Here is a 20,997-nt window from a genome sequence, read left to right as displayed (position 1 = left end):
CGAAGTCTACATGACCGTTATGAATTTTTGCGTTATAAATCTTAATTGAACCGCCGTATACGGAACCGTACGTACGGTGGTGTGAGAGGACGGAGGCTAACCGCCTCCTCCTACTCGATTTAATGGAAATCATCAACAGAGATTAGCAGATAAAGGTTTTATTACAGTGGTACTTCGTAATATTCTTATCGATCCATTATCAATTTTAAGCTATCTAGAAGGATTTTATTTAGGCAATGCACACCCTTTTCATCGAAATCATAGGCTATTGTTAGAATGAAAGGGGGCAACTAATGTGGACTTTGTTGTCGGAGACCTCGTTACCCGGGTATCACATCAACACGATATTCTATTTAGAATTGGTTCAATTGATGGGAATATTGCAATCCTTCATGGTGAAGATTTACGTTTAGAGGCGGATGCGCCGTTAAATGACTTGGAAAAGGTAACTGAACGTGATAAGCAAAAGTATCGAGAAAATGCGAAAGAACAAGTTGATTATTCTTTTCGTCTGTTTAGGCAGGATTACCAATTGATGAAAGAAAAGCGAACATACGAAGCTTCTGAGGGTTATCAGCAGGAGAGTTATTTTCAACTCCCTGCTCGTGTTTTACATCTGGATGGGGATCAACAATACTTAAAGAAATGTATTGAACTCTATAAAAGAATAGGGTTACAGGTACATGGCCTATATATACTTGAAACAGATATGCCAGCGGAAATTGGTGGTTTAATTAAACGAATTCAACCTGACATAGTGGTTATTACTGGTCATGATGCGTATTCTAAAAAGAGGGGAAGTAAAAGTGATTTAAAAGCTTACCGTCATTCGAAATATTTTGTGGAGGCAGTACGGGAAGCGAGAAGGGTTGAATCTAATTTAGATCAATTAGTTATTTTCGCTGGGGCTTGTCAATCGCATTTCCAATCGATTATTCGAGCGGGTGCTAATTTTGCTAGCTCACCTTCTAGAATTAATATTCATGCCTTAGATCCTGTCTATATAACGGCTAAACTTGCTTATACATCGTTTATGGATAAAGTGACGGTATCTGATGTGTTAAGAAATACACTTACTGGTGAGAAAGGCTTAGGAGGTATTGAAACACGTGGCTTTTTACGTACTGGGATGCCATATCTGGCAGAAGAATGAAAAAATGAAAATTAACATCCACTTGATGAATATTTTAACTAAGGAGAGCCATAATACTAACAAATAATTGACAAAGTCGTGAACTTAAGTAAGATTAAAATAAAATGTATTGACAAATAAAATGTCATCCTGTTATAATGAGATATTTTATTGACTTACGGTATGGTTTATGCTACAATTGTCCTAGAGAGGTGGAGTATAGTGGCAAAAACTTTAGTTGAAATTAAACGTGTTTTAGATGGTCAGATCGGAAAACGCCTTAAGCTCATTGCGAATGGTGGAAGAAGAAAGACAATAGAACGCCATGGAGTACTAGCTGAAACGTATCCTTCGGTTTTTATTGTAGCCTTGGATCAAGATGAAAATGCCTTTGAGCGTGTTTCATACAGCTATGCAGATATTTTAACAGAGACAGTAGAGTTAAACTTCATCGAAGATAAAAGTTCAGTATCAGTTGTGGAGCAGTGATTTTTTAATAACTGCTCTTTTTTGTTTGTTTAAAAAGTAACAAGTAAATTTCCTTTGTCATCATACATTTGATCTATACACTATTTATCTCTAATGAGATTAAAAAACCGCCACATATATCTATATATGGCGGTAAAAGATTCAATAAATCATTTTAATTACTTATTTTGCATCTGCCAATGCAGCTTCAGCTAATTCAAAGAACTCTGAAACATGTATTGTTACACCAGAAATCGCATCTGTGTGACCATCATCACTTGTGTACTCAATAGCTGTTGGGTCTTGTGTTTCTAATAAATATGCTTCAGCTAATTCTGCTTGTTCATGCCATTCAGATTGGGCGCCACCGTTTTCTACCATACCGTATTCACCGTTAGCAGATACCGTGTCCTTATCATCGCCGCCATCTTCATGGATACCATTCCAGTCGGCTGCAACGATGTAACCATTGACGACAGTTAGACTAGCTGTATATTTCCAACCAGAGTCTTCGGAGAAGTCATCTTCTTCAGCATAGTATGCACCGTCTTTGTACATCCCTCTTTCAACTGGGCCATTTGCCAATGCCTCTTTAGCAAGGTCAAAGAACTCAGCAACATGAATGGATACACCAGAAATTGCATCAGTATGACCTTCATCACTTGAGTACTCAATAGCTGTTGGGTCTTGTGTTTCTAGTAAATAAGCTTCGGTTAATTCTGCTTGTTCATGCCATTCAGATTGGGCGTCACCATTTTCTACCATACCATACTCACCAGAAGAAGATGAAGTAATTTTATCAACACCACCATTCTTATGTGCACCGTTCCATTCTGCAGAAACAATTTCACCATCTTCAACTTCTAAAGTGACCATATACTTCCAACCACTATTTTCTGAAAAGTCATCTTCTTGTGCAAAATAAAGACCATCTTCATAAGAACCTGGTTCAAAACTAGTAGTTTCAGATTCCCCATCAGATTGACTTGTTTCCCCTTCATCAGGTGTATCAGTTGTTTCTTTTGTATCAGAACCACATCCTGCTATTAAGAGTAGAGCAAATAATGCACTTAAACTTAATAACCACCATTTTTTTCTCATCATAAATTCCTCCTCATAAATCTTTACAAAAAAGTTCAAACATTCACAAACAGAATTATAAGCTTTTAAATACTAAAAAGTCTAGATAAATTTTAATGTTTCACATCTTTGTCACAAAGTAAGCAAAAAGTGTTGGCTTTTTGTGTTGCCAAACTCAGAAGATTGGTAATTATCAGTCTATTTATTTAGTATAGATAAACTGTATGATACATAGTTCTAATTTCTATACAAGCTTAATAGTAAATGTGTTGATTTTCCGTTTTTTGAACAAGTATGTCCAAAGATGAATACTAATTATTTTAAAAAAGGATACAGCGTTGTCTTTTTAGGTAGTTCAGATATTTGACCAATTTCTTTATCTAAGTTCATTAAATTCAGAGAATAATGATTAGCTTGAATAAAGACGGATAAAATGATATATTTATAAAAAAACATTCGGTTTTAGAGGTGAAATAATGAAAAGAAGCGATCGTCTAATTGGTATGACGCATTATATATTAGAACACCCACTGGAACTTATTGCGCTACCCTTCTTCTCTGACCGTTATGATGCAGCCAAATCATCAATCAGCGAAGATCTAGCTATTATTAATAGAATGCTGAAGGTAGAGGGAATTGGATATATCGAATCGGTTTCAGGTGCAGCTGGCGGAGTTCGCTATGTGCCTCAATATGCTGAAGACAAAAGTTTGGATTTTATTAATTCAATAGCTGAACGTTTGGAAGATCCAGAACGAATCCTCCCCGGTGGTTATTTATTTATGAGTGATATTTTAGGAGAGCCAGCAACTGTTCGACAAATTGGTAGGCTGTTTGCGACGGCATTTGCACCTTTAAATATTGATGCGGTTATGACAGTTGCAACAAAAGGGATTCCATTGGCTTATGCAGTTGCTTCATTTTTAAATGTCCCCGTCGTTATTGCGCGACGAGATCCTAAGATAACCGAAGGATCAACTGTTAGTATTAATTATGTATCTGGTTCTTCACGGAAAATTCAAACTATGGTCTTAACAAAAAGAAGTTTAAGCAAAGGGGCCACAGTCTGTATTATTGATGATTTCATGAAAGCCGGCGGAACAATTGATGGTATGAAGAACTTATTAAAAGAGTTTGATGCTACAGTAGCGGCCATTGGCGTTTTAGCTGAAGCAGAAGATGAGGAAGATGATCGAGTGGTAACAGATTATACTTCTCTTTTGCAAATATCGAATGTTGATGAAAAGAACAAACATATTGAAGTAGGGAAGGGGAACTTCTTTACAAAAGAATATAGATAAAGTGAAGTTTCAATCAGTGGGGGTTAGGTATACAGGGCCTGGTGGGTTTAGTCTGCCTTCCTCTATCCCCACGGATTAGGACTGGGACTGGGACTGCGGTTACTCGTCCCATCAAACTGACTTGCGGTTACTCGTCCCACCGAAGTGATTTGCGATTACTCGTCCCGTTACTGTCAGTCGATCTTCCATTTACAATACTTAGTTTTCTTAGAATGCTTGAAGTGGAAGTCTTACCGACAGTAGCACTGCGATAATTAATTTAAACTTACTTATGAAGTGGCGTAATATGCCTAACTCTTAAGTAAGTTTTTTTAAAATTGCCATCAATCTTTTAAACTAGTATTAAGAAATCAGAATGGTTTTTTAAGACGAGTGATCAGTTCTTATCGTAGATTAATACAGAAAAAGTCTGATTTGTCCATTTATTCAGTGGGGGTGAAGAAAAGCTCCACTGGGTGAGGACTCACTTTATCAAATCGGGCCTGTGACTGCAACTGCAGATACTCGTCCCACCAAAGCGGCTTATTTTATGAAAGAAACTGAAAAATCATTGGTGATGGTAATAAAATGTTCACAAAAAGGGATAAATTTAAAATATTTTTTAAAATTTTATCAAATTTAGCAGGGATATTGCCTGATCTTGTAGAAATTATCTCTAAATAAGTGTAAGGAAAAGGGTGGTGAACATAATGGAAGTGACAGATGTAAGATTACGCACTGTTAATAGTGATAGTAGAATGAAGGCAATTTCATCTATTACACTAGATGATGAATTTGTTATTCATGATATTCGAGTCATTGATGGAAACAATGGTCTTTTTGTTGCGATGCCATCAAAACGTACACCAGACGGTGAGTTTCGTGATATTGCTCACCCGATAAATGCTAATATGCGTGCGAAAATTCAAGATGCTGTTTTAGCTAAGTATGAACAAGTTAATCAAGTAGAAGTGAAGTTAGAAGAAGCAGGGGTATCATAAAAACATTTTTGTCATTAGAGTCTAATCGATCGATTAGACTTTTTCTATGAGCAAAAACATAAATTATTTTGCCCTAGTGTTGAAATTAGGGTGCTTTTAAGATATATTTTTTAGTGGTATAATTTTAATGGCAGGCAATTTTTATTAAGGATAGGTCATATGATGGACGGAGGTTTCCTGCATGACAAATAGATATGCGATTATTTTGGCGGCTGGTCAAGGAACTCGAATGAAATCTAAATTATATAAAGTGCTCCATCCAGTAATGGGGCGCCCAATGGTGCAACATGTTATGGATCAATTAGAAGCACTTGATTTAGAGAAAGTAGTTACCGTGGTCGGTTGTGGTGCGGAAAAAGTAAAAGAACAACTAGGGGAGCGTTCTCTTTATGCTCTTCAGGAGCAGCAACTAGGAACGGGGCATGCTGTTCAGCAAACAGAAGCATTGCTAGCAAATAAAAAGGGGACAACATTGGTTGTTTGTGGCGATACCCCCTTGTTAACTAAAGAAACTTTAGCGAAGTTATTTGATCAACATCAAAAAACAAATGCCAAAGTTACGGTTTTAACGACTATAATGGACGATCCTTCAGGTTATGGTCGTGTTATTCGAAACAAATCAGGAGATGTGGAGAAAATTATTGAGCAGAAAGACGCTACTCCTGATCAACGATTAATAACAGAAATTAATACAGGCACATATTGTTTCGATAATCAATTTCTGTTTGATGCTTTAACTTTAGTTACAAACAATAATGCACAAGGCGAGTACTATTTGCCAGATGTTATTGAGATTGCTAAGATGAAAGATGAGAAAGTGACTGCCTATCAAACAAGTGACTCAAATGAAACAATTGGTATTAATGATCGGGTTGCTTTAGCAGAGGCTGAAAAAATAATGAAACAGCGCATTAATAAGCAACATATGAGAAATGGGGTTACCATTGTTGACCCTGACCAAACCTATATTACTCCGTCAGTAGAAATAGCGGCAGACGTTGTTATAGAACCAGGGACGATTATACGTGGCGTGACAAAGATAGGTAGTCAAACGATTATTGGTCCGAATAGTGAGATAGAAGATTGTCAAATTGGTGAGGAAACAAAGATTACTCATAGTGTTGTTCATCAAAGTAAGATAGGTTCACATGTTAATATTGGTCCGTTTGCACATATTCGTCCTAACTCAGAAATTAATAATGAGGTAAAAGTCGGTAATTTCGTTGAAGTGAAAAAATCCTCAATTGATATCGGTAGTAAAGTATCTCATTTAAGTTATATCGGTGATGCGGAAATTCAAAAAGGCGTTAATGTAGGATGCGGAACGATTACTGTTAACTATGATGGGGAAAATAAATATAAGACAACAATTAAAGATGGGGCTTTTATTGGTTGTAATAGCAATCTCATTGCACCACTTACAATTGGGCGTGGCGCATTTGTCGCAGCTGGCTCAACGATTAATAAAGATGTACCCGATGAGGCTCTGTCGATCGCACGAGCGAAGCAGATGAATAAGGCAGATTATGCTAAGAAATTTAATAAATTATCAAAATAGATGATATGGAGGTTTGACTAAATGTCAAGGGGATATCAAGATCGAACTTTGAAAGTATTTACGCTTAACTCTAATCCGGATTTGGCTTTAGACATTGCTAAACAGATAGGGGTACCATTAGGGCGGTGTTCGGTTTCAACTTTTAGTGATGGTGAAATTCAAATCAATATTGAAGAGAGCGTTAGAGGGTGTGATGTCTACGTTGTCCAATCAACGAGCGCGCCTGTCAACCAACATATTATGGAGCTATTAATTATGATTGATGCTTTAAAACGAGCATCAGCAGCAACTATTAATGTTGTTATGCCATACTATGGCTATGCTAGACAAGATCGGAAAGCAAAGCCAAGAGAGCCGATTACAGCGAAATTAGTTGCTGATATATTACAAATCGCTGGTGCATCGCGAATTATCACTTTGGATTTACATGCACCACAAATTCAGGGCTTTTTTAATATTCCTGTTGATCAATTAGTAGGTGTCCCTATTCTCGGTGATTATTGGGAATCAAAAGGATTAAACGATGTTGTCGTTGTTTCTCCTGATCATGGTGGCGTATCACGGGCGCGTCAACTAGCGGAGCGGTTGAAAGCACCGATTGCTATTATAGATAAAAGACGTCCACGTCCGAATGTAGCAGAAGTTATGAATATTGTTGGTGATGTTGTTGGGAAAACAGCGATTTTAATTGATGACATGATTGATACAGCGGGAACAATTAGTTTGGCGGCAGACGCACTCATTAAAAATGGTGCCGTTGATGTCTATGCTTGTTGTACCCATGCAGTTTTATCTGGTCCAGCAATGGAGAGAATTGGACAATCCCCAATAAAAGATCTGGTTGTTTCAAATTCAATTCCTTTAACCGAAGAGAAGAAAACAGATAAAGTAACAGTCTTGTCAGTAGCCCCACTCATTAGTGAAGCAATTATTAGAGTACATGAGCAGTTACCTGTTAGTGTATTATTTGATTAATTTTCAAAAAAAGTGTTTAATATGTATAAACATATAGAGTTTTTATAGCTTGAATTGTTTTAAATGAGAGGCAATGCTTATGTTTATTTATAATCAATAATTGGTTTGTTTAAGAAACGATTAGTGATGGTATGATTGGTCAGCAAAAGTTTCTTATATTAGTGGATAGCTTTTACCAAGTAAAGTTGTGGATTATTTTCTGTCGGCAAGCCAAGGAAAATAAACGATAGATGAGCGAACTTTCGCACTTCTTAAGTTAAGGCGGAAATTACGAATCAAGCTAATTGAAAAAATATGGAGGATGAAAAATATGGCGGTAAAATTAAAAGCAGTACGTAGGGATGATTTATCTAAATCAAATACAAATCAATTGAGAAAAGAAGGTTCTGTACCAGCGGTTGTATATGGTAATAAAAAAGACCCTTTTACGATTGCTGTAAATAGTATTGAATTATTGAAAACTGTCCGTGACGAAGGTAGAAATGCTATCATTACTTTAGATGTAGAACAGGGTGAAGCCGTTGATGTTATGCTTCATGAATATCAAGTGGATCCAATTAAAGAACAATTAATCCATGCAGACTTTTATGTTGTTGATATGTCCCAAGAAATGGACGTATCAGTTACAATTGTTTTAGAAGGAGAGGCTCCTGGTACTAAAGAAGGTGGTGTCTTACAACAACCGCTTTATGAACTTTTAGTTAGAGCAAAACCTGCTGATATACCAGAAGTCATTAAAATAGATGTGTCAGAATTAGCAATTGGAGATGCAATTGCGGTAGCTGATTTAAAAGATGCTGAAAAGTATGAAGTCTTAGATGATCCAGATACAACGATTGTTACAGTTACAGCTCCAGATGTAGAAGAAGATTTAGAGCCTTCTGAGGAAGATGAAAATGTTGAACCAGAACTTGTAGATCAAAAAGGTGAAAAAGAAGAAGAATAAATTTATCGCAGTGCAACTGTCAGTAAGACGCCCTCTTGAAGCATTCGAAGGAAACTAAGAATTGTAAGTGGGAGATCAACTGACAGTAACGGCCCGATTGCTCGGGAAGAGGCTGTCAGGAATACCCTGCCAGCCTCTTAAACATGATATGAAGTTTTTTTCTGTGATTCGTTAAGCTAGTCATTAAATCGTGCTCACTTTGAGTGCATCATGTGACCCTTTTACGTAGACGGATTTCTATAGTCAGTCAATCGGCGATAATCTTTCTATCGCAGTGTAACTGTCAGCAAGACTCCTACTGGTAGGAGTTTCATTTGATTAAGGAATGACTTTATTTTTATTTGAAAAGTAAGTAAAATATGATCTGGATATGAAAATTAGAAAGATGGGAATTAAATGAAATGCATTGTTGGATTGGGTAACCCTGGTCAAAAGTATCGTCAGACACGACATAATATAGGATTTATGGTTATTGATGAGTTATTAAAGCGTCAAGGTTGGTCATTAGATAAGAAAAAGTTTAATGGTCATTATGCCATGGATTTTATTGGAGGAGAGAAAGTGATCCTTCTACAACCACAAACATATATGAACTTATCAGGTGATAGCGTTAAACCATTAATGGACTTTTATCAAATTAATCCTGATGAGCTATTAGTGATTTATGATGATTTGGATTTACCTAGTGGAAAAATTAGATTACGTCAAACGGGTGGTCACGGTGGTCATAATGGGATGCGTTCAATTATTGGTGCAATCGGAACGAATGACTTTAACCGAATTCGAATTGGGATTGATCGGCCTAATCCTAATATGACAGTGATAGACTATGTATTAGGACGTTTTTCTAAAGATGAAGAAGGAAAGGTTAGGGAAAGTATTCAACGTTCTGCTGCAGCTTGTGAAATGTGGTTAGAAAAGCCTTTTCTAGAAGTGATGAATGAATATAATTAGGCAACATATATATTGAGTAGTGTGTTCATCTAAATGAAAAATGTATAACTACCTCTTGTTCGGAAATACTAAAACTAGTATGAAACTAGGAGGTAATCAATTGTGTTGATTCATTATCGCTGTAAACATTGCCATACAACAATTGCTGATCTCAATCATGATCGATTGAATCTTGAACAATTAGGACTAAACCACTTAACTACTGATCAAAGACAAAGGATGATCAAATATTATAGTCCTAACGAAGCCGATGTTTATGTCATTTGTGAAAGCTGCGAATCAGCATTGTATCATTATCCGAGTTATCACGAAATGGATTACTTCATACACTAATAATAAGGGAATGCAATCAATACGAAGCTTTGGTTTTTTTATAACCAAGGCATTTTTGCACGTATATAGAGGGTGAATGTGTGTTAAACCTTTGGAGGGGAAAAAATGAGAGGAATTGATCAATATATATCAGAACACGATGATATACAGTCGATTGTAACTGGAATTGAGGCGAATTTGAATGAACAGCTGATCACTGGATTATCTGGCTCTGCAAGGAGTTTTTGGATTGCCTCTATTCATGAAAAAATAAAAAAACGTGCGCTTATTGTGACAAATCAATTGTCGCAAGCTCAACAATTTTATGATGATTTAATTGAAATTATTGATCCGGATCGCGTACATTTTTATCCGGTAAATGAATTACTTGTCGCAGAGATGGCTATTTCAAGTCCTGAACTAAGAAGTCAACGAATAACTGCATTAACAACGTGGCTAGAACAAACAGATGGTATATTAATTACCCCTGTTGCAGCGCTTAAACGCGTTTTACCTCCCGAAAGTTATTGGGAGCGCTTTCTCCTATCGTATAAAATTGCTCAAGAAGTTGATATTGAAAATGATTTAGCTATGTTAGTCAGAATGGGCTATGATCGTGTCGAAATGGTATCTAATCCGGCAGAGTTTAGTATGCGCGGAGGGATAATCGATATATACCCCATTACTGAAACAAATCCACTTCGAATTGAGTTATTCGATAATGAGGTAGATTCGATTCGATATTTTGATGCAACGACTCAACGTTCGTTAGAAAAAATGGAGCATATAATAATTAAACCAACGATTGAATCTTTATTACTAGATCAAGATATGAGTCGAACAGCCGATCGATTAGAGGAAGGTTTGTCTTATTCTTTAAGCAAAATGCAAGATGCTCAGAAAAAGACTCAGCTTCATCAACATATTAGTCATGAAATTGATCAACTTAGAGCGAATGAGAAATTTCAAGATATGTATAAGTATAGTCGATACTTCTATGATCAGCCCAATAGTTTACTAGATTACCTAGGAGAAGATGGTTACGTATTTCTCGATGAAATTGGTCGAATCCAAGAATCAGCCGAACACCTTGATCAAGAGGAATTTGAGCTGATCGAATCATTATTAGCTGATCAGAAAATGGTTAGGGATTTAAACTTATCATACGACTGGGAATATATTTGGCAAAGTATAAGACAGCAAAAAGTATATTTATCTGTTTTTTTACGACATGTAGCTAATACAGCGCCACAAAATATTGTAAATGTATCAAGCAGAGCAATGCAACAATTTCATGGGCAAATGAACTTGCTACAGACCGAAATAAAACGCTGGCGTAAAGCGAACTATTCTGTCATTTTCCTTGCTCAAACCCCGCAACGTGCAGAAAAAGTCCAATCCATTTTAGCCGATTACCAAATTGAAGTTGGACTAGCAGATCAAACAACAAAACTCCCTGTTTTGCAACCAGTGATTATGGTTGGCAATTTAACCACTGGATTTGAATTACCACTTCATAAAATAGCGGTTATAACAGATCAAGAGATTTTTAAAGCAAAAACAAAAAGACGTCAACAAAAAAGACAAAAGTTATCAAATGCTGAACGCATGAAAAGTTATCAGGAGTTAAAAGAGGGAGACTATGTTGTTCATGTTAATCACGGCATTGGGCGTTTTGTTGGGATTGAAACTTTGGAGGTTCAGGGTGTTCATAAAGACTTTATGCTCTTAAAATATAATGGTGATGATCGGTTATTTGTTCCAATTGACCAAATCGATTTGGTCCAGAAGTTCGTTGGCTCAGAAGGAAAGGAACCAAAACTATATAAACTCGGTGGAACTGAGTGGAAAAAAGTAAAGAATAAAGTCCAATCTAAGGTTGAAGATATTGCTGATGAATTAATAAAACTTTATGCGGAAAGAGAAGCAATGAAAGGCTATGCTTATAGTGAAGATAGCCTATTACAACGTGAATTTGAAGATGCTTTTCCTTATCAAGAGACAGAGGATCAATTAAGAAGTATAGAAGAAATTAAACAAGATATGCAAAAACCACGCCCCATGGACCGCTTGCTTTGTGGCGATGTTGGCTATGGTAAAACGGAAGTAGCTATTCGGGCAGCATTTAAAGCTGTATTAGAAGGAAAACAAGTTGCGTTCCTTGTTCCAACAACTATTTTAGCACAACAACATTATGAAACGATTTTAGAGCGTTTTCAGGACTATCCCGTTGAGGTAAGGTTATTAAGTCGCTTTCGAACACGGAAACAACAGGAGTCCACTTTGAAGGCCTTAAAAGAAGGTGTTGTTGATATTGTGATTGGAACCCATCGACTACTATCAAAAGATGTTATCTATAAAGACCTTGGCTTATTAGTTGTTGATGAAGAACAACGTTTTGGGGTTAAACACAAAGAGAAGATTAAACAACTTAAGACAAATGTTGATGTACTAACACTCACAGCTACACCCATTCCAAGAACACTTCATATGTCAATGTTAGGTGTTCGTGATTTATCCGTTATTGAAACACCACCAGCTAATCGTTTTCCAATTCAAACATATGTGATTGAATATAATCCAATTTTCTTAAGAGAAGCGATTGAAAGGGAAATGAGTCGGGGAGGCCAGGTCTTCTTTCTCTATAATAGGGTTGAAAATATTGAAAGGAAAGCACAGGAAATTGAAATGCTTGTTGATGATGCACGGGTAGCCGTTGCTCATGGGCAAATGAATGAAACAGAGTTAGAGAATGTGATGATCGCCTTTTTGGCTGGTGAGTATGATGTATTAGTAAGTACAACGATTATTGAGACAGGTGTTGATATACCAAATGTCAATACGCTTATAGTTGATCAGGCTGATCGAATGGGACTAAGCCAACTTTATCAATTGCGAGGACGAGTGGGAAGAAGTAATCGAATCGCTTATGCTTATTTTACTTACCAGAAAGACAAGGTTTTATCAGAGATTGCGGAAAAACGTTTGCAGGCTATTAAAGAATTTACCGAATTAGGTTCGGGATTTAAAATTGCGATGCGAGATCTCTCCATTCGAGGTGCCGGTAACATATTAGGTGCTCAACAACATGGTTTTATTGATTCAGTTGGATTTGATATGTATTCTGAAATGTTAAGAGAATCCATAGAAAAAAGAAAACTAAACCAGGACCAGCTTTTAGATAAGCCAATTGAACCTGAATTAAACTTAACAATTGAAGCATATATTCCTGATTACTATATTTCAGATGGGAAACAAAAAATTAATATGTATAAGAGATTCCAATCAGTAGATAGTAATGAAGGAATTGAAGACATTAAAGAAGAGTTAATTGATCGTTTTGGTGATTATCCAAAAGAGGTCGAAGATTTATTAAAGGTCTGTCAGTTGAGGGTAGTTGCTCGAACAGAACGTGTTGAAACCATTAGAGAATTAAAAAATAAAATTATTATGATCTTTGATGAACAAGCGACTCAAACAATTGATGGAGGGAAATTGTTTAACTATGCCATGGATTTTGGTAAGATGATATTATTGGGAACAGAGAAAAACAAGCTAAAAGTTACTTTTAATTTCCAAAAGAGGAATCACCCGGAACGTTATGAATATATTCGTTCATTTTTATCATCATTAGAAAAATTAAAACGATAATGATGTATAGTTCCCGATATGGATAACCATACTAAATGTACATTGAAATGTTTATACTATTAGAAAATGGGAATATAATTCTATAGTATAAATAAAAGCAATAGGTTATCTAGACGAATATTGCGACAAGCTTAACTTTTCTAATTGCTTCGCTATACGTAGAAAAAAATTACTTAGTTAAAGAAGAGAGGTCAAACATATGAAAGCAACAGGTATTGTTAGAAGAATTGATGATCTAGGACGAGTTGTTATCCCTAAAGAGATTAGACGAACATTGAGAATTAGAGAAGGTGATCCGTTAGAAATCTTCGTTGATCGAGAAGGAGAAGTTATTTTAAAGAAATATTCCCCTATTCAAGAACTCGGCCATTTTGCCCAAGAATATGTAGAGGCATTGTACCTGTCATTAAATAAAACAATCTTAATTTCTGATCGAGATACGTTTATTGCAGCGGCTGGGAATAATAAAAAAGATTACTTAAGTAAAAGCATTTCAAATTTAATTGAGCGCGTAATGGAAGAGCGCCAACCACTGGTAAAAGACTCATTTGTTGCGTTAGAATTAGTGAAAGATCAATCCATAATCAATGCTTCCTATATTATTCAGCCGATTATTGCCAATGGTGATCCTGTTGGTGCAATCGTTATTTTCTCCAAAGATGATAAAATTACAAACGAGGAAAAAACAACATTAGAAGTAGCTGCTAATTTCTTAGGCAAACAAATGCAATAATATTAGCTAGGATAAAATTAGCTTAGTTTCATAATAATCCGAATGGCCTGTCACAAATTGGCTGTTCGGATTATTTCATTTTGTGAAAAGTCTTTTCGGATAAGTCCTGTTGATTAGACCGCAAAGAAGGGAGTCTTTTTTATTAATGATGTATCAACTGTGCTATAATGGAAGTGAATTTGAAGCGAAGAAAGGTACTATATAAATGGATAAAGAGACAGAACAGCGCCAACTATTTAAAGGTGCTTTTTTACTTACATATGCCGGTCTAATTAGTAAAGTATTGAGTGCTGGCTATCGAATTCCTTTGCAAAATATAACAGGGGATATTGGCTTTTATGTCTATCAGCAGATCTACCCTTTTATTGGTATGGCAATGACCTTAGCCTTATACGGTTTCCCTGCTGCGATATCGCGATTGATTGCTGAGCAATCTGCTTCCCCCAATAAACGACTAAAGTTTCGTATTTTTGGCCAGCTTTTGTTATTTTCGATGATCGTGTTCTTGTTAGTTTATTTGAGTGCACCTTTTATCGCTGATTTAATGGACGACAATGATTTAACACAAGGATTACGAGCAAGTGCATTTCCGTTCTTATTACTTCCGGCTATTTCCTCTTTACGGGGCCTTTTCCAAGGGCAAAATGATATGGTACCAACTGCCCTTTCACAAATGATTGAACAAATCATTCGTGTAAGTTTGATTATTTGTGCCGCTTTATTTGTAACAACATCCAACCGATCACTGTATGATGTTGGAATTGGGACGGCATGGGCAAGTATTGGTGGAAGTATCGGTGCTCTTATTGCTTTACTGGTTTGTCGGAAGCGACTGTCAAGTGAACAGGCAATCGATAATGGGACGAGACAAACTGTACATTCTCTTTTTATAGCTGTTGTTGGTTATGGGATAGCCATTGCAATCAATCATATGTTGTTATTATTACTTCAATTTGTTGATGCATTTACTTTAGTTCCTTTATTAAGACAATCAGGAATGGCCTTAGCTGAGGCTCAAGTATTAAAAGGTGTTTTAGATCGAGGCCAACCCTTAGCTCAGCTAGGGATTGTCTCTGCCTCTTCCCTAGCACTTGCCCTGATCCCTTCGGTAACAAAAGCAAGAATATCAGATGATCAGGATCGATTTTTAGGTTATATTGCAAGTACCTGGCGATTTACTTTATATATAGCTAGTGGTGCCACGGTTGGCTTAATTGTCTTATTTCCTGAAGTTAATATGCTATTATTCAAAGAGAATATAGGAAGTACCAGCTTACGAATTTTCACTGTCACGATTGTCTTTGCTGCTTTGAGTATATCGACAGCCTCTATCCTGCACGGGTTTGGACATATTGTTCGGACAGCCCTGTTTGTTTTAATCGGGGTCATTGTTAAGGGTGTGCTCAACTTTTTACTTGTCCCACAATTTCAAATTTCAGGTGCTGCTTTAGCTACCGTTTTAGCGGCAGTGACCATCTTAATATTAAATTTGATCCAGCTAAATAAGTTATTTCCTCTGGCCAAGTATATCCAAATCCCGTGGAAAGGATTTATCCTTTCACTCGTATTAATGGCTGGATCTGTTTTCTTTGTTCATGGGCTAGCGAAGCCCTTATTTTATCAATTGACTAGGATAGGACAACTTCTATATCTCTTGGTATTAATTGTTCTTGGTGTGTTAATTTATTTTTTTAGTTTGGAAGAATGTTCTGTATTTACTAAAGAAGAGCGCCAAGTCTTGCCGTTTTTAAAAGATAAGCAAGAGGGAAGTTGAAATGGCTACTTAGAGGCGAATGAAAGATTAATGTAATTTTCCAGATAAAGATTTAAAAGAAAAAGACTAAAGGATGGGTGGAAAATGAATCAGATTGAAGTTGTTGGTCTTGGTGCTGGTGATGTTGACCAACTAAGTTTAGGGATTTATCGAAAAATAACGGAAGCGGAAATACCGTTATTTGTCCGAACTGAAGATCATCCGGTTATTCAAACACTTCAGAAGGAAGGATTAGAGTATCAAACATTTGATTCGGTTTATCAATTATATGATCAATTTGATCTGGTGTATCAGGAGATTGTGGGCCAATTAATCGAAAAGGCTAAAGAACTAGGAGAAATTAGATATGCTGTGCCTGGCCATCCGATGCTGGCAGAGCGTACAGTTCAACTATTGCTAGAACAAGAAGAAGTTGAAATTAAAATAATAGGTGGACAAAGTTATTTGGATGATTTATTTACAGCAACAGCCATTGATCCAATTGGGGGATTTCAGTTTTTGGATGCAACAAGTTTTGAGCGTGCGCAAATTGATTATACAAGTCATCTTATTTTTTGTCAGGTCTATGATCAAATGATTGCCTCAGAGGTTAAATTGACTTTACTTGAGGATTTACCCCCAGAGCATCCGATACTTGTTGTCGAAGCGGCTGGTAGTTCTGTTGAACAGATTAATCCGATCCCATTAGTTGAATTAGATCAAAGCGTTCATCTAAGTAACCTGACAAGTGTCTATGTTAAGCCGATTGAAAAGGAGAGCTTAACACATCAATTTAATCGATTACGTGAAGTGATTGCAACCTTAAGAGGACCGAATGGTTGTCCCTGGGATCAAAAACAAACACATGAAAGTCTTCGTCCTTATTTAATCGAAGAAGCTTATGAACTCATAGATGCAATTAATGAGGAGGATGATTTTCATATTATTGAGGAATTAGGGGATGTTCTGCTTCAGGTGATGCTCCATAGTCAAATTGGTGCTGATAATGGTTATTTTACGATCGATGATGTGATTCAGTCGCTTGTAGAGAAAATGATCCGGAGGCACCCTCATGTTTTTGGTGATGTAGAAGTGAATGATGCAGAGGCTGTAATCGCTAATTGGCAAGCTATAAAGGCCGAAGAACAAGGGGAGAAGCGTATGATATCAATGCTTGATCGAATTCCGAAATCAGCTTCTACTTTAGTTGAGGCTGATGCGTTACAAAAGGAAGCGGCAAAGGTTGGTTTCGATTGGCAAGACCCACAAGCGATTTATTTAAAAATTGAAGAAGAATTAGTTGAAGTCCGTGAAGCTGTAAAAGGAGGACAAGTGAAAGAGATTGAAGAAGAACTAGGAGACTTATTATTTTCAATCATTAACTTGGCACGGCATTATAAAGTAAACAGCGATTTGGCTTTAAGACAAACAAATAAAAAATTTACTCAACGTTTTCAATATATTGAACAAAAGTTGAGTAAGCAAGGACAGGATCTAACTAAAGTTTCGTTAAAAGAGTTAGATAAGTTATGGGAAGAGGCAAAGAAAATGAAATCTAATGGAGGAGGACATTAATATGAGGCTAGATAAATTTTTAAAGGTATCCCGTCTAATTAAAAGAAGACCACTGGCAAAGGAGGTAGCTGATCAAGGTCGGATTACCATTAATGGGAATAAGGCAAAAGCTTCATCACCAGTAGCGATTGGAGACGAATTGGTTATCCAATTTGGTCAGAAGATAGTCACACTTCGAGTAAATGAGTTAAAAGAATCCACTAAAAAAGAAGCGGCAACAGAGCTCTACACAATTATTAAAGAAGAACAAGTAGCTAAAGAGGATTAGTCAGACTTTCTGTGGTTCTACCGTTTGGCTGACCGATCATGCAATGTTCTAGCATTGAAATATAGAATCAAAAGTGTATTTACGCCTTTGATATAAGGTGGATCCATACTGAGTGGAGGTATTCTTCTCCTCCGTACTTATTCTTGGGTCGTTTTCTAGTATGATTGAAAAGAGGTTCAAACGGTCGGTTAATTTGTAGTAAAGGTTACTCCTTAATGGGAGAAACTGAATCATGCATCTGTGATATGGGCATTCTAGTATAATTTGAAACCCGTTCTAAATTGTGTTTCTCTTACATATCATATTATTGATATTAAAGGAGGGACTCAAATGAGACAAGAAACGAACCATTACTTAACACCTTCACCATCGACAGATCATGAGGTTAAAGTACGTAATCGACGAATGATAGAGATCACCGGGGTTAAAGAAGTTGATAGTTTTGATAATGAAGAATTTCTATTGGAAACAGTCTTAGGTTATTTGATGATAAGAGGGGAAAATCTTCAAATTAAAACGTTAGATGTCACACAGGGAAAGGTAGAGATCAAAGGGAAATTAATTGACTTTTCTTATTTAGATGATCATCATAACGATCAAACAAAAAGCCTCCTTGGAAAACTATTCAAATGACCGTTGAGATGCAATTTGCTTCCTTTTTTACGATGCTTATCGTTGGTTTTTACTTAGGTTGTATGTTTGATACAAATGAATGTATCATTCAAATGTTGAAAAGTAAAAAAGTGTTTCAATTTATATTTCAATTTTTCTTCTGGCTCTTTCAAAGTCTCTTAATCTTTTATAGCTTGGTTAAAATAAATGGTGGACAAGTTCGTTTTTATTTTATATTAGCAATTGTGATCGGCTTTTACTTTTACTTTTTTAGCTTTCGTCAATTGTACCAAGCTATATTAGAGAGGGTCATTGGTTTATTTAGATGGATTTTCACCATGATTGGGCGTATAATTAATTTAATACTTATTAAACCCTTTATTCTTGTTAGTCGTGGCTTTTTATTTATCATTAATCTTGCTATACTAATAGTAGTTAAAACTTTCTTGTTTTTATTTAAAATAGTGGCATGGATTTTTACACCTATAATGATGATTATCCCTGAAAAGATGAAAAAATACTTAAAGAAACCAGCAGGGGTTTTTTATAAGATAGAGAATATAATAATGAATCGAAAAAAAGATTAAAGGAGGATATCAGGTAATGAGAAATAGAACAGATAAAGTATCTCGAATTAACTCACCTTATATGAATCGATATGATGCACATATGGAACGCCAGAATAAAAGGAAACGTATTTTAAGAATAAGACTTATATTGTTTGGCACCATTGTATTGATCTTCTTCTTTAGTCTTTTAACGTATCATATGAGTCAAAGGGAGCTTTATGGAGAAAAACAAGCAGAATATGAATCATTACAAGAGGAGAAGCAGGAGCTAAAGGCAGAAGAAACATCATTATTAGAAGAAATAAAATTATTAGAAGATGAATCTTATGTTTTGCGAATTGCCAAAACTAATTATTTCTTTACTGAAGAAGGAGAAATTGTTTTTAAACTGTTAGAAGAGGCGCCTGCTTATTGACATAGTTTTCAATGCGTGGCTATAATATATGTAGTAATATATCTGTTTTTTTAAAATCTTAAGGAGGAGCATTTTTTTTATGTCAATCGAAGTAGGCAGCAAGTTGCAGGGCAAGGTGACAGGCATCACTAATTTTGGGGCGTTTGTTGAATTGGGTGAAGGGAAGACAGGGCTCGTTCATATTAGTGAAGTTGCCGATAATTATGTTAAAGATATTAATGAGCATTTAACTGTTGGCGATGAAGTTACAGTTAAAGTGATTAATGTCGAAAAAGATGGAAAGATTGGTTTATCGATAAAAAAAGCTAAAGATAACCCTAATCAAGGACGTCGTAAGCAACAATCTAGTCAAGAACGAACAGAGAATTTCGAAGCAAAAATGAACCGATTCTTGAAGGAATCTGAAGATCGTTTAGCATCTTTACGCAAGCACACCGAATCGAAACGTGGAGGAAGAGGTGCTAGAAAAGGCTAATTTGCTGTCTAATGGAACCTAAGATCAGATCATCTTTACTGCATTTATAATTAATGATATAAAGTGAATCTTCAATCAGTGGGAGTTGGGCCTATAGGACGTAGTCGGTTAAGTCTGCGTTTCCCCATCCCCACTCATTGGGACTGGGACTACGTTTACTCGTCCCATCGAAGTCAATTGTTACTATTTCAAGGGTATGACCTAAAGGCAAAGGCCCTTGAACGAATCGGACTGCTACTGTCAGTTGATCTCCCACTTATAATCCTTAGTTTCCTTCGAATACTTGAAGCGGGAGTCTTACTGATAGTTACGCTGTGATAAAATGATTTAAACATAAAAAGTTACTATTATACACATAATGATAATAGTAACTTTTTATGTTTAAGTGAAGATTAATTTGTTAAAGATAGTTAATACACTTGTCAAATATAAAAGTGTTTATATATACAAATGTATAAAAATATGCTATGATAAAGATTGTACAACATTGTACAATCTTTAAACAAAAGAAAGTAGGGACAAGCAATGAAATTGAAATTCAAACTGTTTTTAGCTATGATTTTAGCTGTTGGATTGTTAGCTGCATGTGGTGGTAATGATGATGTAGAGGAAGATACAGCAGACAATAATACAGCTGATGAGACTACTGATGAAACAGATGTAGTAACCGCTGCTTCATTTGTAACTGATGAAGAAGGTATGCATGCTGCGGCAGGTGAAAATGGAACTTGGATTATTATTGCAACTGAAGATTTAACTTTAGAGGATGAATTAGTAGTTACAGGTACTTTCCACGATAAAGCTGATGAAGCTAATGATATTTATCGTAAAATAGCAGCTTATGATCAAGATGAAGATAAAAATATTACTGCTCAATATACGATCACTACTCCACGACTCGTTGTCCAAAGTGAAAACTTAAACTTCCAGGGTGGAACATTAGATGGTGATGTGTATGTTGAAGCTGATGGATTCCAATTACATGAAACATCAACTGTTACAGGTGATATTATCTTTGCCAATGAAGATGTTGAAGCTTCTGCTGATATTGCAGGAACTGTAGAAGGCGAAACAATAGTAGAATAATAAAGAAAACCTCCATTCAGTGGAGGTTTTTTTCTTTAGTGTGCCTGGCATGGATGTAATCTCTAGGGTGAGAGTCCCGAGCCATGAAGGCAGAAGTAGTGGTTAGCCTAACGCAAGGGTGTCCGTGGTGACGCGGAATCTGAAGGAAGCGAGC

General features: G+C 36.2%; 20 protein-coding genes. 19 read left to right on the top strand and 1 reads right to left on the bottom strand.

All coding sequences use genetic code 11. The features are described 5' to 3' along the window. Positions 1–295 precede the first annotated feature (295 nt). A complete protein-coding gene (yabG, locus tag KQI76_RS10370) occupies positions 296–1,153 on the top strand; it encodes a sporulation peptidase YabG (RefSeq protein ID WP_216400242.1) in 858 nt (285 codons plus the stop codon). 201 nt (positions 1,154–1,354) lie between these two features. Continuing rightward, positions 1,355–1,621, top strand: coding sequence for a biofilm formation stimulator Veg (veg, locus tag KQI76_RS10365; protein ID WP_216400241.1), 267 nt, complete (start codon positions 1,355–1,357; stop codon positions 1,619–1,621). 162 nt (positions 1,622–1,783) lie between these two features. On the opposite strand, the gene KQI76_RS10360 is transcribed toward veg, so the two are convergent. Further along, positions 1,784–2,701 (bottom strand): FMN-binding protein, encoded by a 918-nt coding sequence (locus KQI76_RS10360; RefSeq protein WP_216400240.1) that lies wholly within the window; start codon positions 2,699–2,701, stop codon positions 1,784–1,786. A gap of 455 nt (positions 2,702–3,156) precedes the next feature. Here KQI76_RS10360 and purR point away from each other — a divergent pair, with 455 nt between their 5' ends. From purR to KQI76_RS10275, 17 genes are all read left to right on the top strand, one after another. Then, on the top strand, positions 3,157–3,981 hold the full coding sequence (gene purR / locus KQI76_RS10355) for a pur operon repressor (protein ID WP_216400239.1): 825 nt from the start codon (positions 3,157–3,159) through the stop codon (positions 3,979–3,981). A gap of 689 nt (positions 3,982–4,670) precedes the next feature. Beyond that, positions 4,671–4,961, top strand: a complete 291-nt coding sequence (gene spoVG / locus KQI76_RS10350; RefSeq protein ID WP_216400238.1) for a septation regulator SpoVG — start codon at positions 4,671–4,673, stop codon at positions 4,959–4,961. Between the two features lie 181 nt (positions 4,962–5,142). After that, on the top strand, positions 5,143–6,519 hold the full coding sequence (gene glmU / locus KQI76_RS10345; RefSeq protein ID WP_216400237.1) for a bifunctional UDP-N-acetylglucosamine diphosphorylase/glucosamine-1-phosphate N-acetyltransferase GlmU: 1,377 nt from the start codon (positions 5,143–5,145) through the stop codon (positions 6,517–6,519). A 21-nt stretch (positions 6,520–6,540) separates the two neighbouring features. Beyond that, entirely contained in the window at positions 6,541–7,494 is a 954-nt protein-coding gene (locus KQI76_RS10340) for a ribose-phosphate diphosphokinase (RefSeq protein WP_216400236.1), read from the top strand. 310 nt (positions 7,495–7,804) lie between these two features. After that, positions 7,805–8,440: a 50S ribosomal protein L25/general stress protein Ctc gene (locus KQI76_RS10335; protein ID WP_216400235.1), complete on the top strand. Its 636-nt coding sequence runs from the start codon at positions 7,805–7,807 to the stop codon at positions 8,438–8,440. Positions 8,441–8,836: 396 nt separating this feature from the next. Next, positions 8,837–9,394, top strand: a complete 558-nt coding sequence (gene pth, locus KQI76_RS10330) for an aminoacyl-tRNA hydrolase (protein WP_216400234.1) — start codon at positions 8,837–8,839, stop codon at positions 9,392–9,394. Positions 9,395–9,496: 102 nt separating this feature from the next. Then, on the top strand, positions 9,497–9,727 hold the full coding sequence (locus KQI76_RS10325) for an anti-sigma-F factor Fin (protein WP_216400233.1): 231 nt from the start codon (positions 9,497–9,499) through the stop codon (positions 9,725–9,727). Between the two features lie 105 nt (positions 9,728–9,832). Beyond that, positions 9,833–13,357, top strand: a complete 3,525-nt coding sequence (gene mfd, locus KQI76_RS10320) for a transcription-repair coupling factor (protein ID WP_216400232.1) — start codon at positions 9,833–9,835, stop codon at positions 13,355–13,357. A 199-nt stretch (positions 13,358–13,556) separates the two neighbouring features. After that, entirely contained in the window at positions 13,557–14,090 is a 534-nt protein-coding gene (gene spoVT, locus KQI76_RS10315) for a stage V sporulation protein T (RefSeq protein WP_216400231.1), read from the top strand. Positions 14,091–14,295: 205 nt separating this feature from the next. Continuing rightward, positions 14,296–15,864 carry a putative polysaccharide biosynthesis protein gene (locus tag KQI76_RS10310; protein WP_216400230.1) on the top strand — a complete coding sequence of 523 codons (1,569 nt, stop codon included), beginning with the start codon at positions 14,296–14,298 and terminating at the stop codon, positions 15,862–15,864. 84 nt (positions 15,865–15,948) lie between these two features. Further along, entirely contained in the window at positions 15,949–17,418 is a 1,470-nt protein-coding gene (gene yabN, locus KQI76_RS10305; RefSeq protein WP_216400229.1) for a bifunctional methyltransferase/pyrophosphohydrolase YabN, read from the top strand. A 1-nt stretch (position 17,419) separates the two neighbouring features. Next, the gene (locus KQI76_RS10300; RefSeq protein ID WP_216400228.1) at positions 17,420–17,686 is read left to right on the top strand and encodes an RNA-binding S4 domain-containing protein; all 267 of its coding nucleotides are present in this window, start codon (positions 17,420–17,422) and stop codon (positions 17,684–17,686) included. Positions 17,687–18,016: 330 nt separating this feature from the next. Next, positions 18,017–18,319, top strand: a complete 303-nt coding sequence (gene yabP, locus KQI76_RS10295; protein ID WP_216400227.1) for a sporulation protein YabP — start codon at positions 18,017–18,019, stop codon at positions 18,317–18,319. Next, positions 18,316–18,885 (top strand): spore cortex biosynthesis protein YabQ, encoded by a 570-nt coding sequence (gene yabQ, locus KQI76_RS10290; protein ID WP_216400226.1) that lies wholly within the window; start codon positions 18,316–18,318, stop codon positions 18,883–18,885. Before yabP ends, yabQ begins: the two co-directional genes overlap by 4 nt. Before the next feature lie 16 nt (positions 18,886–18,901). Further along, complete coding sequence (locus KQI76_RS10285) at positions 18,902–19,282, top strand: FtsB family cell division protein (RefSeq protein WP_216400225.1); 381 nt, start codon at positions 18,902–18,904, stop codon at positions 19,280–19,282. 79 nt (positions 19,283–19,361) lie between these two features. Next, positions 19,362–19,757 carry a S1 domain-containing RNA-binding protein gene (locus KQI76_RS10280; protein ID WP_216400224.1) on the top strand — a complete coding sequence of 132 codons (396 nt, stop codon included), beginning with the start codon at positions 19,362–19,364 and terminating at the stop codon, positions 19,755–19,757. A gap of 525 nt (positions 19,758–20,282) precedes the next feature. Further along, complete coding sequence (locus KQI76_RS10275; protein WP_253288907.1) at positions 20,283–20,843, top strand: hypothetical protein; 561 nt, start codon at positions 20,283–20,285, stop codon at positions 20,841–20,843. Positions 20,844–20,997: the final 154 nt, after the last annotated feature.

The sequence above is a fragment of the Amphibacillus sp. MSJ-3 genome (genome assembly GCF_018919165.1).
Lineage (GTDB): Bacteria > Bacillota > Bacilli > Bacillales > Amphibacillaceae > Amphibacillus.
This window is presented reverse-complemented; position numbering and strand designations above follow the sequence as displayed.

Coding starts and splice junctions, on each gene's coding strand:
- spoVG (WP_216400238.1), top strand. CDS start 4,671: ATGGAAGTGACAGATGTAAGATTACGCACTGTTAATAGTGATAGTAGA.
- KQI76_RS10300 (WP_216400228.1), top strand. CDS start 17,420: ATGAGGCTAGATAAATTTTTAAAGGTATCCCGTCTAATTAAAAGAAGA.
- KQI76_RS10340 (WP_216400236.1), top strand. CDS start 6,541: ATGTCAAGGGGATATCAAGATCGAACTTTGAAAGTATTTACGCTTAAC.
- pth (WP_216400234.1), top strand. CDS start 8,837: ATGAAATGCATTGTTGGATTGGGTAACCCTGGTCAAAAGTATCGTCAG.
- yabP (WP_216400227.1), top strand. CDS start 18,017: ATGAGACAAGAAACGAACCATTACTTAACACCTTCACCATCGACAGAT.
- yabN (WP_216400229.1), top strand. CDS start 15,949: ATGAATCAGATTGAAGTTGTTGGTCTTGGTGCTGGTGATGTTGACCAA.
- spoVT (WP_216400231.1), top strand. CDS start 13,557: ATGAAAGCAACAGGTATTGTTAGAAGAATTGATGATCTAGGACGAGTT.
- KQI76_RS10285 (WP_216400225.1), top strand. CDS start 18,902: ATGAGAAATAGAACAGATAAAGTATCTCGAATTAACTCACCTTATATG.
- KQI76_RS10360 (WP_216400240.1), bottom strand. CDS start 2,701: ATGAGAAAAAAATGGTGGTTATTAAGTTTAAGTGCATTATTTGCTCTA.
- mfd (WP_216400232.1), top strand. CDS start 9,833: ATGAGAGGAATTGATCAATATATATCAGAACACGATGATATACAGTCG.
- KQI76_RS10280 (WP_216400224.1), top strand. CDS start 19,362: ATGTCAATCGAAGTAGGCAGCAAGTTGCAGGGCAAGGTGACAGGCATC.
- KQI76_RS10310 (WP_216400230.1), top strand. CDS start 14,296: ATGGATAAAGAGACAGAACAGCGCCAACTATTTAAAGGTGCTTTTTTA.
- KQI76_RS10335 (WP_216400235.1), top strand. CDS start 7,805: ATGGCGGTAAAATTAAAAGCAGTACGTAGGGATGATTTATCTAAATCA.
- glmU (WP_216400237.1), top strand. CDS start 5,143: ATGACAAATAGATATGCGATTATTTTGGCGGCTGGTCAAGGAACTCGA.
- purR (WP_216400239.1), top strand. CDS start 3,157: ATGAAAAGAAGCGATCGTCTAATTGGTATGACGCATTATATATTAGAA.
- KQI76_RS10275 (WP_253288907.1), top strand. CDS start 20,283: ATGAAATTGAAATTCAAACTGTTTTTAGCTATGATTTTAGCTGTTGGA.
- yabQ (WP_216400226.1), top strand. CDS start 18,316: ATGACCGTTGAGATGCAATTTGCTTCCTTTTTTACGATGCTTATCGTT.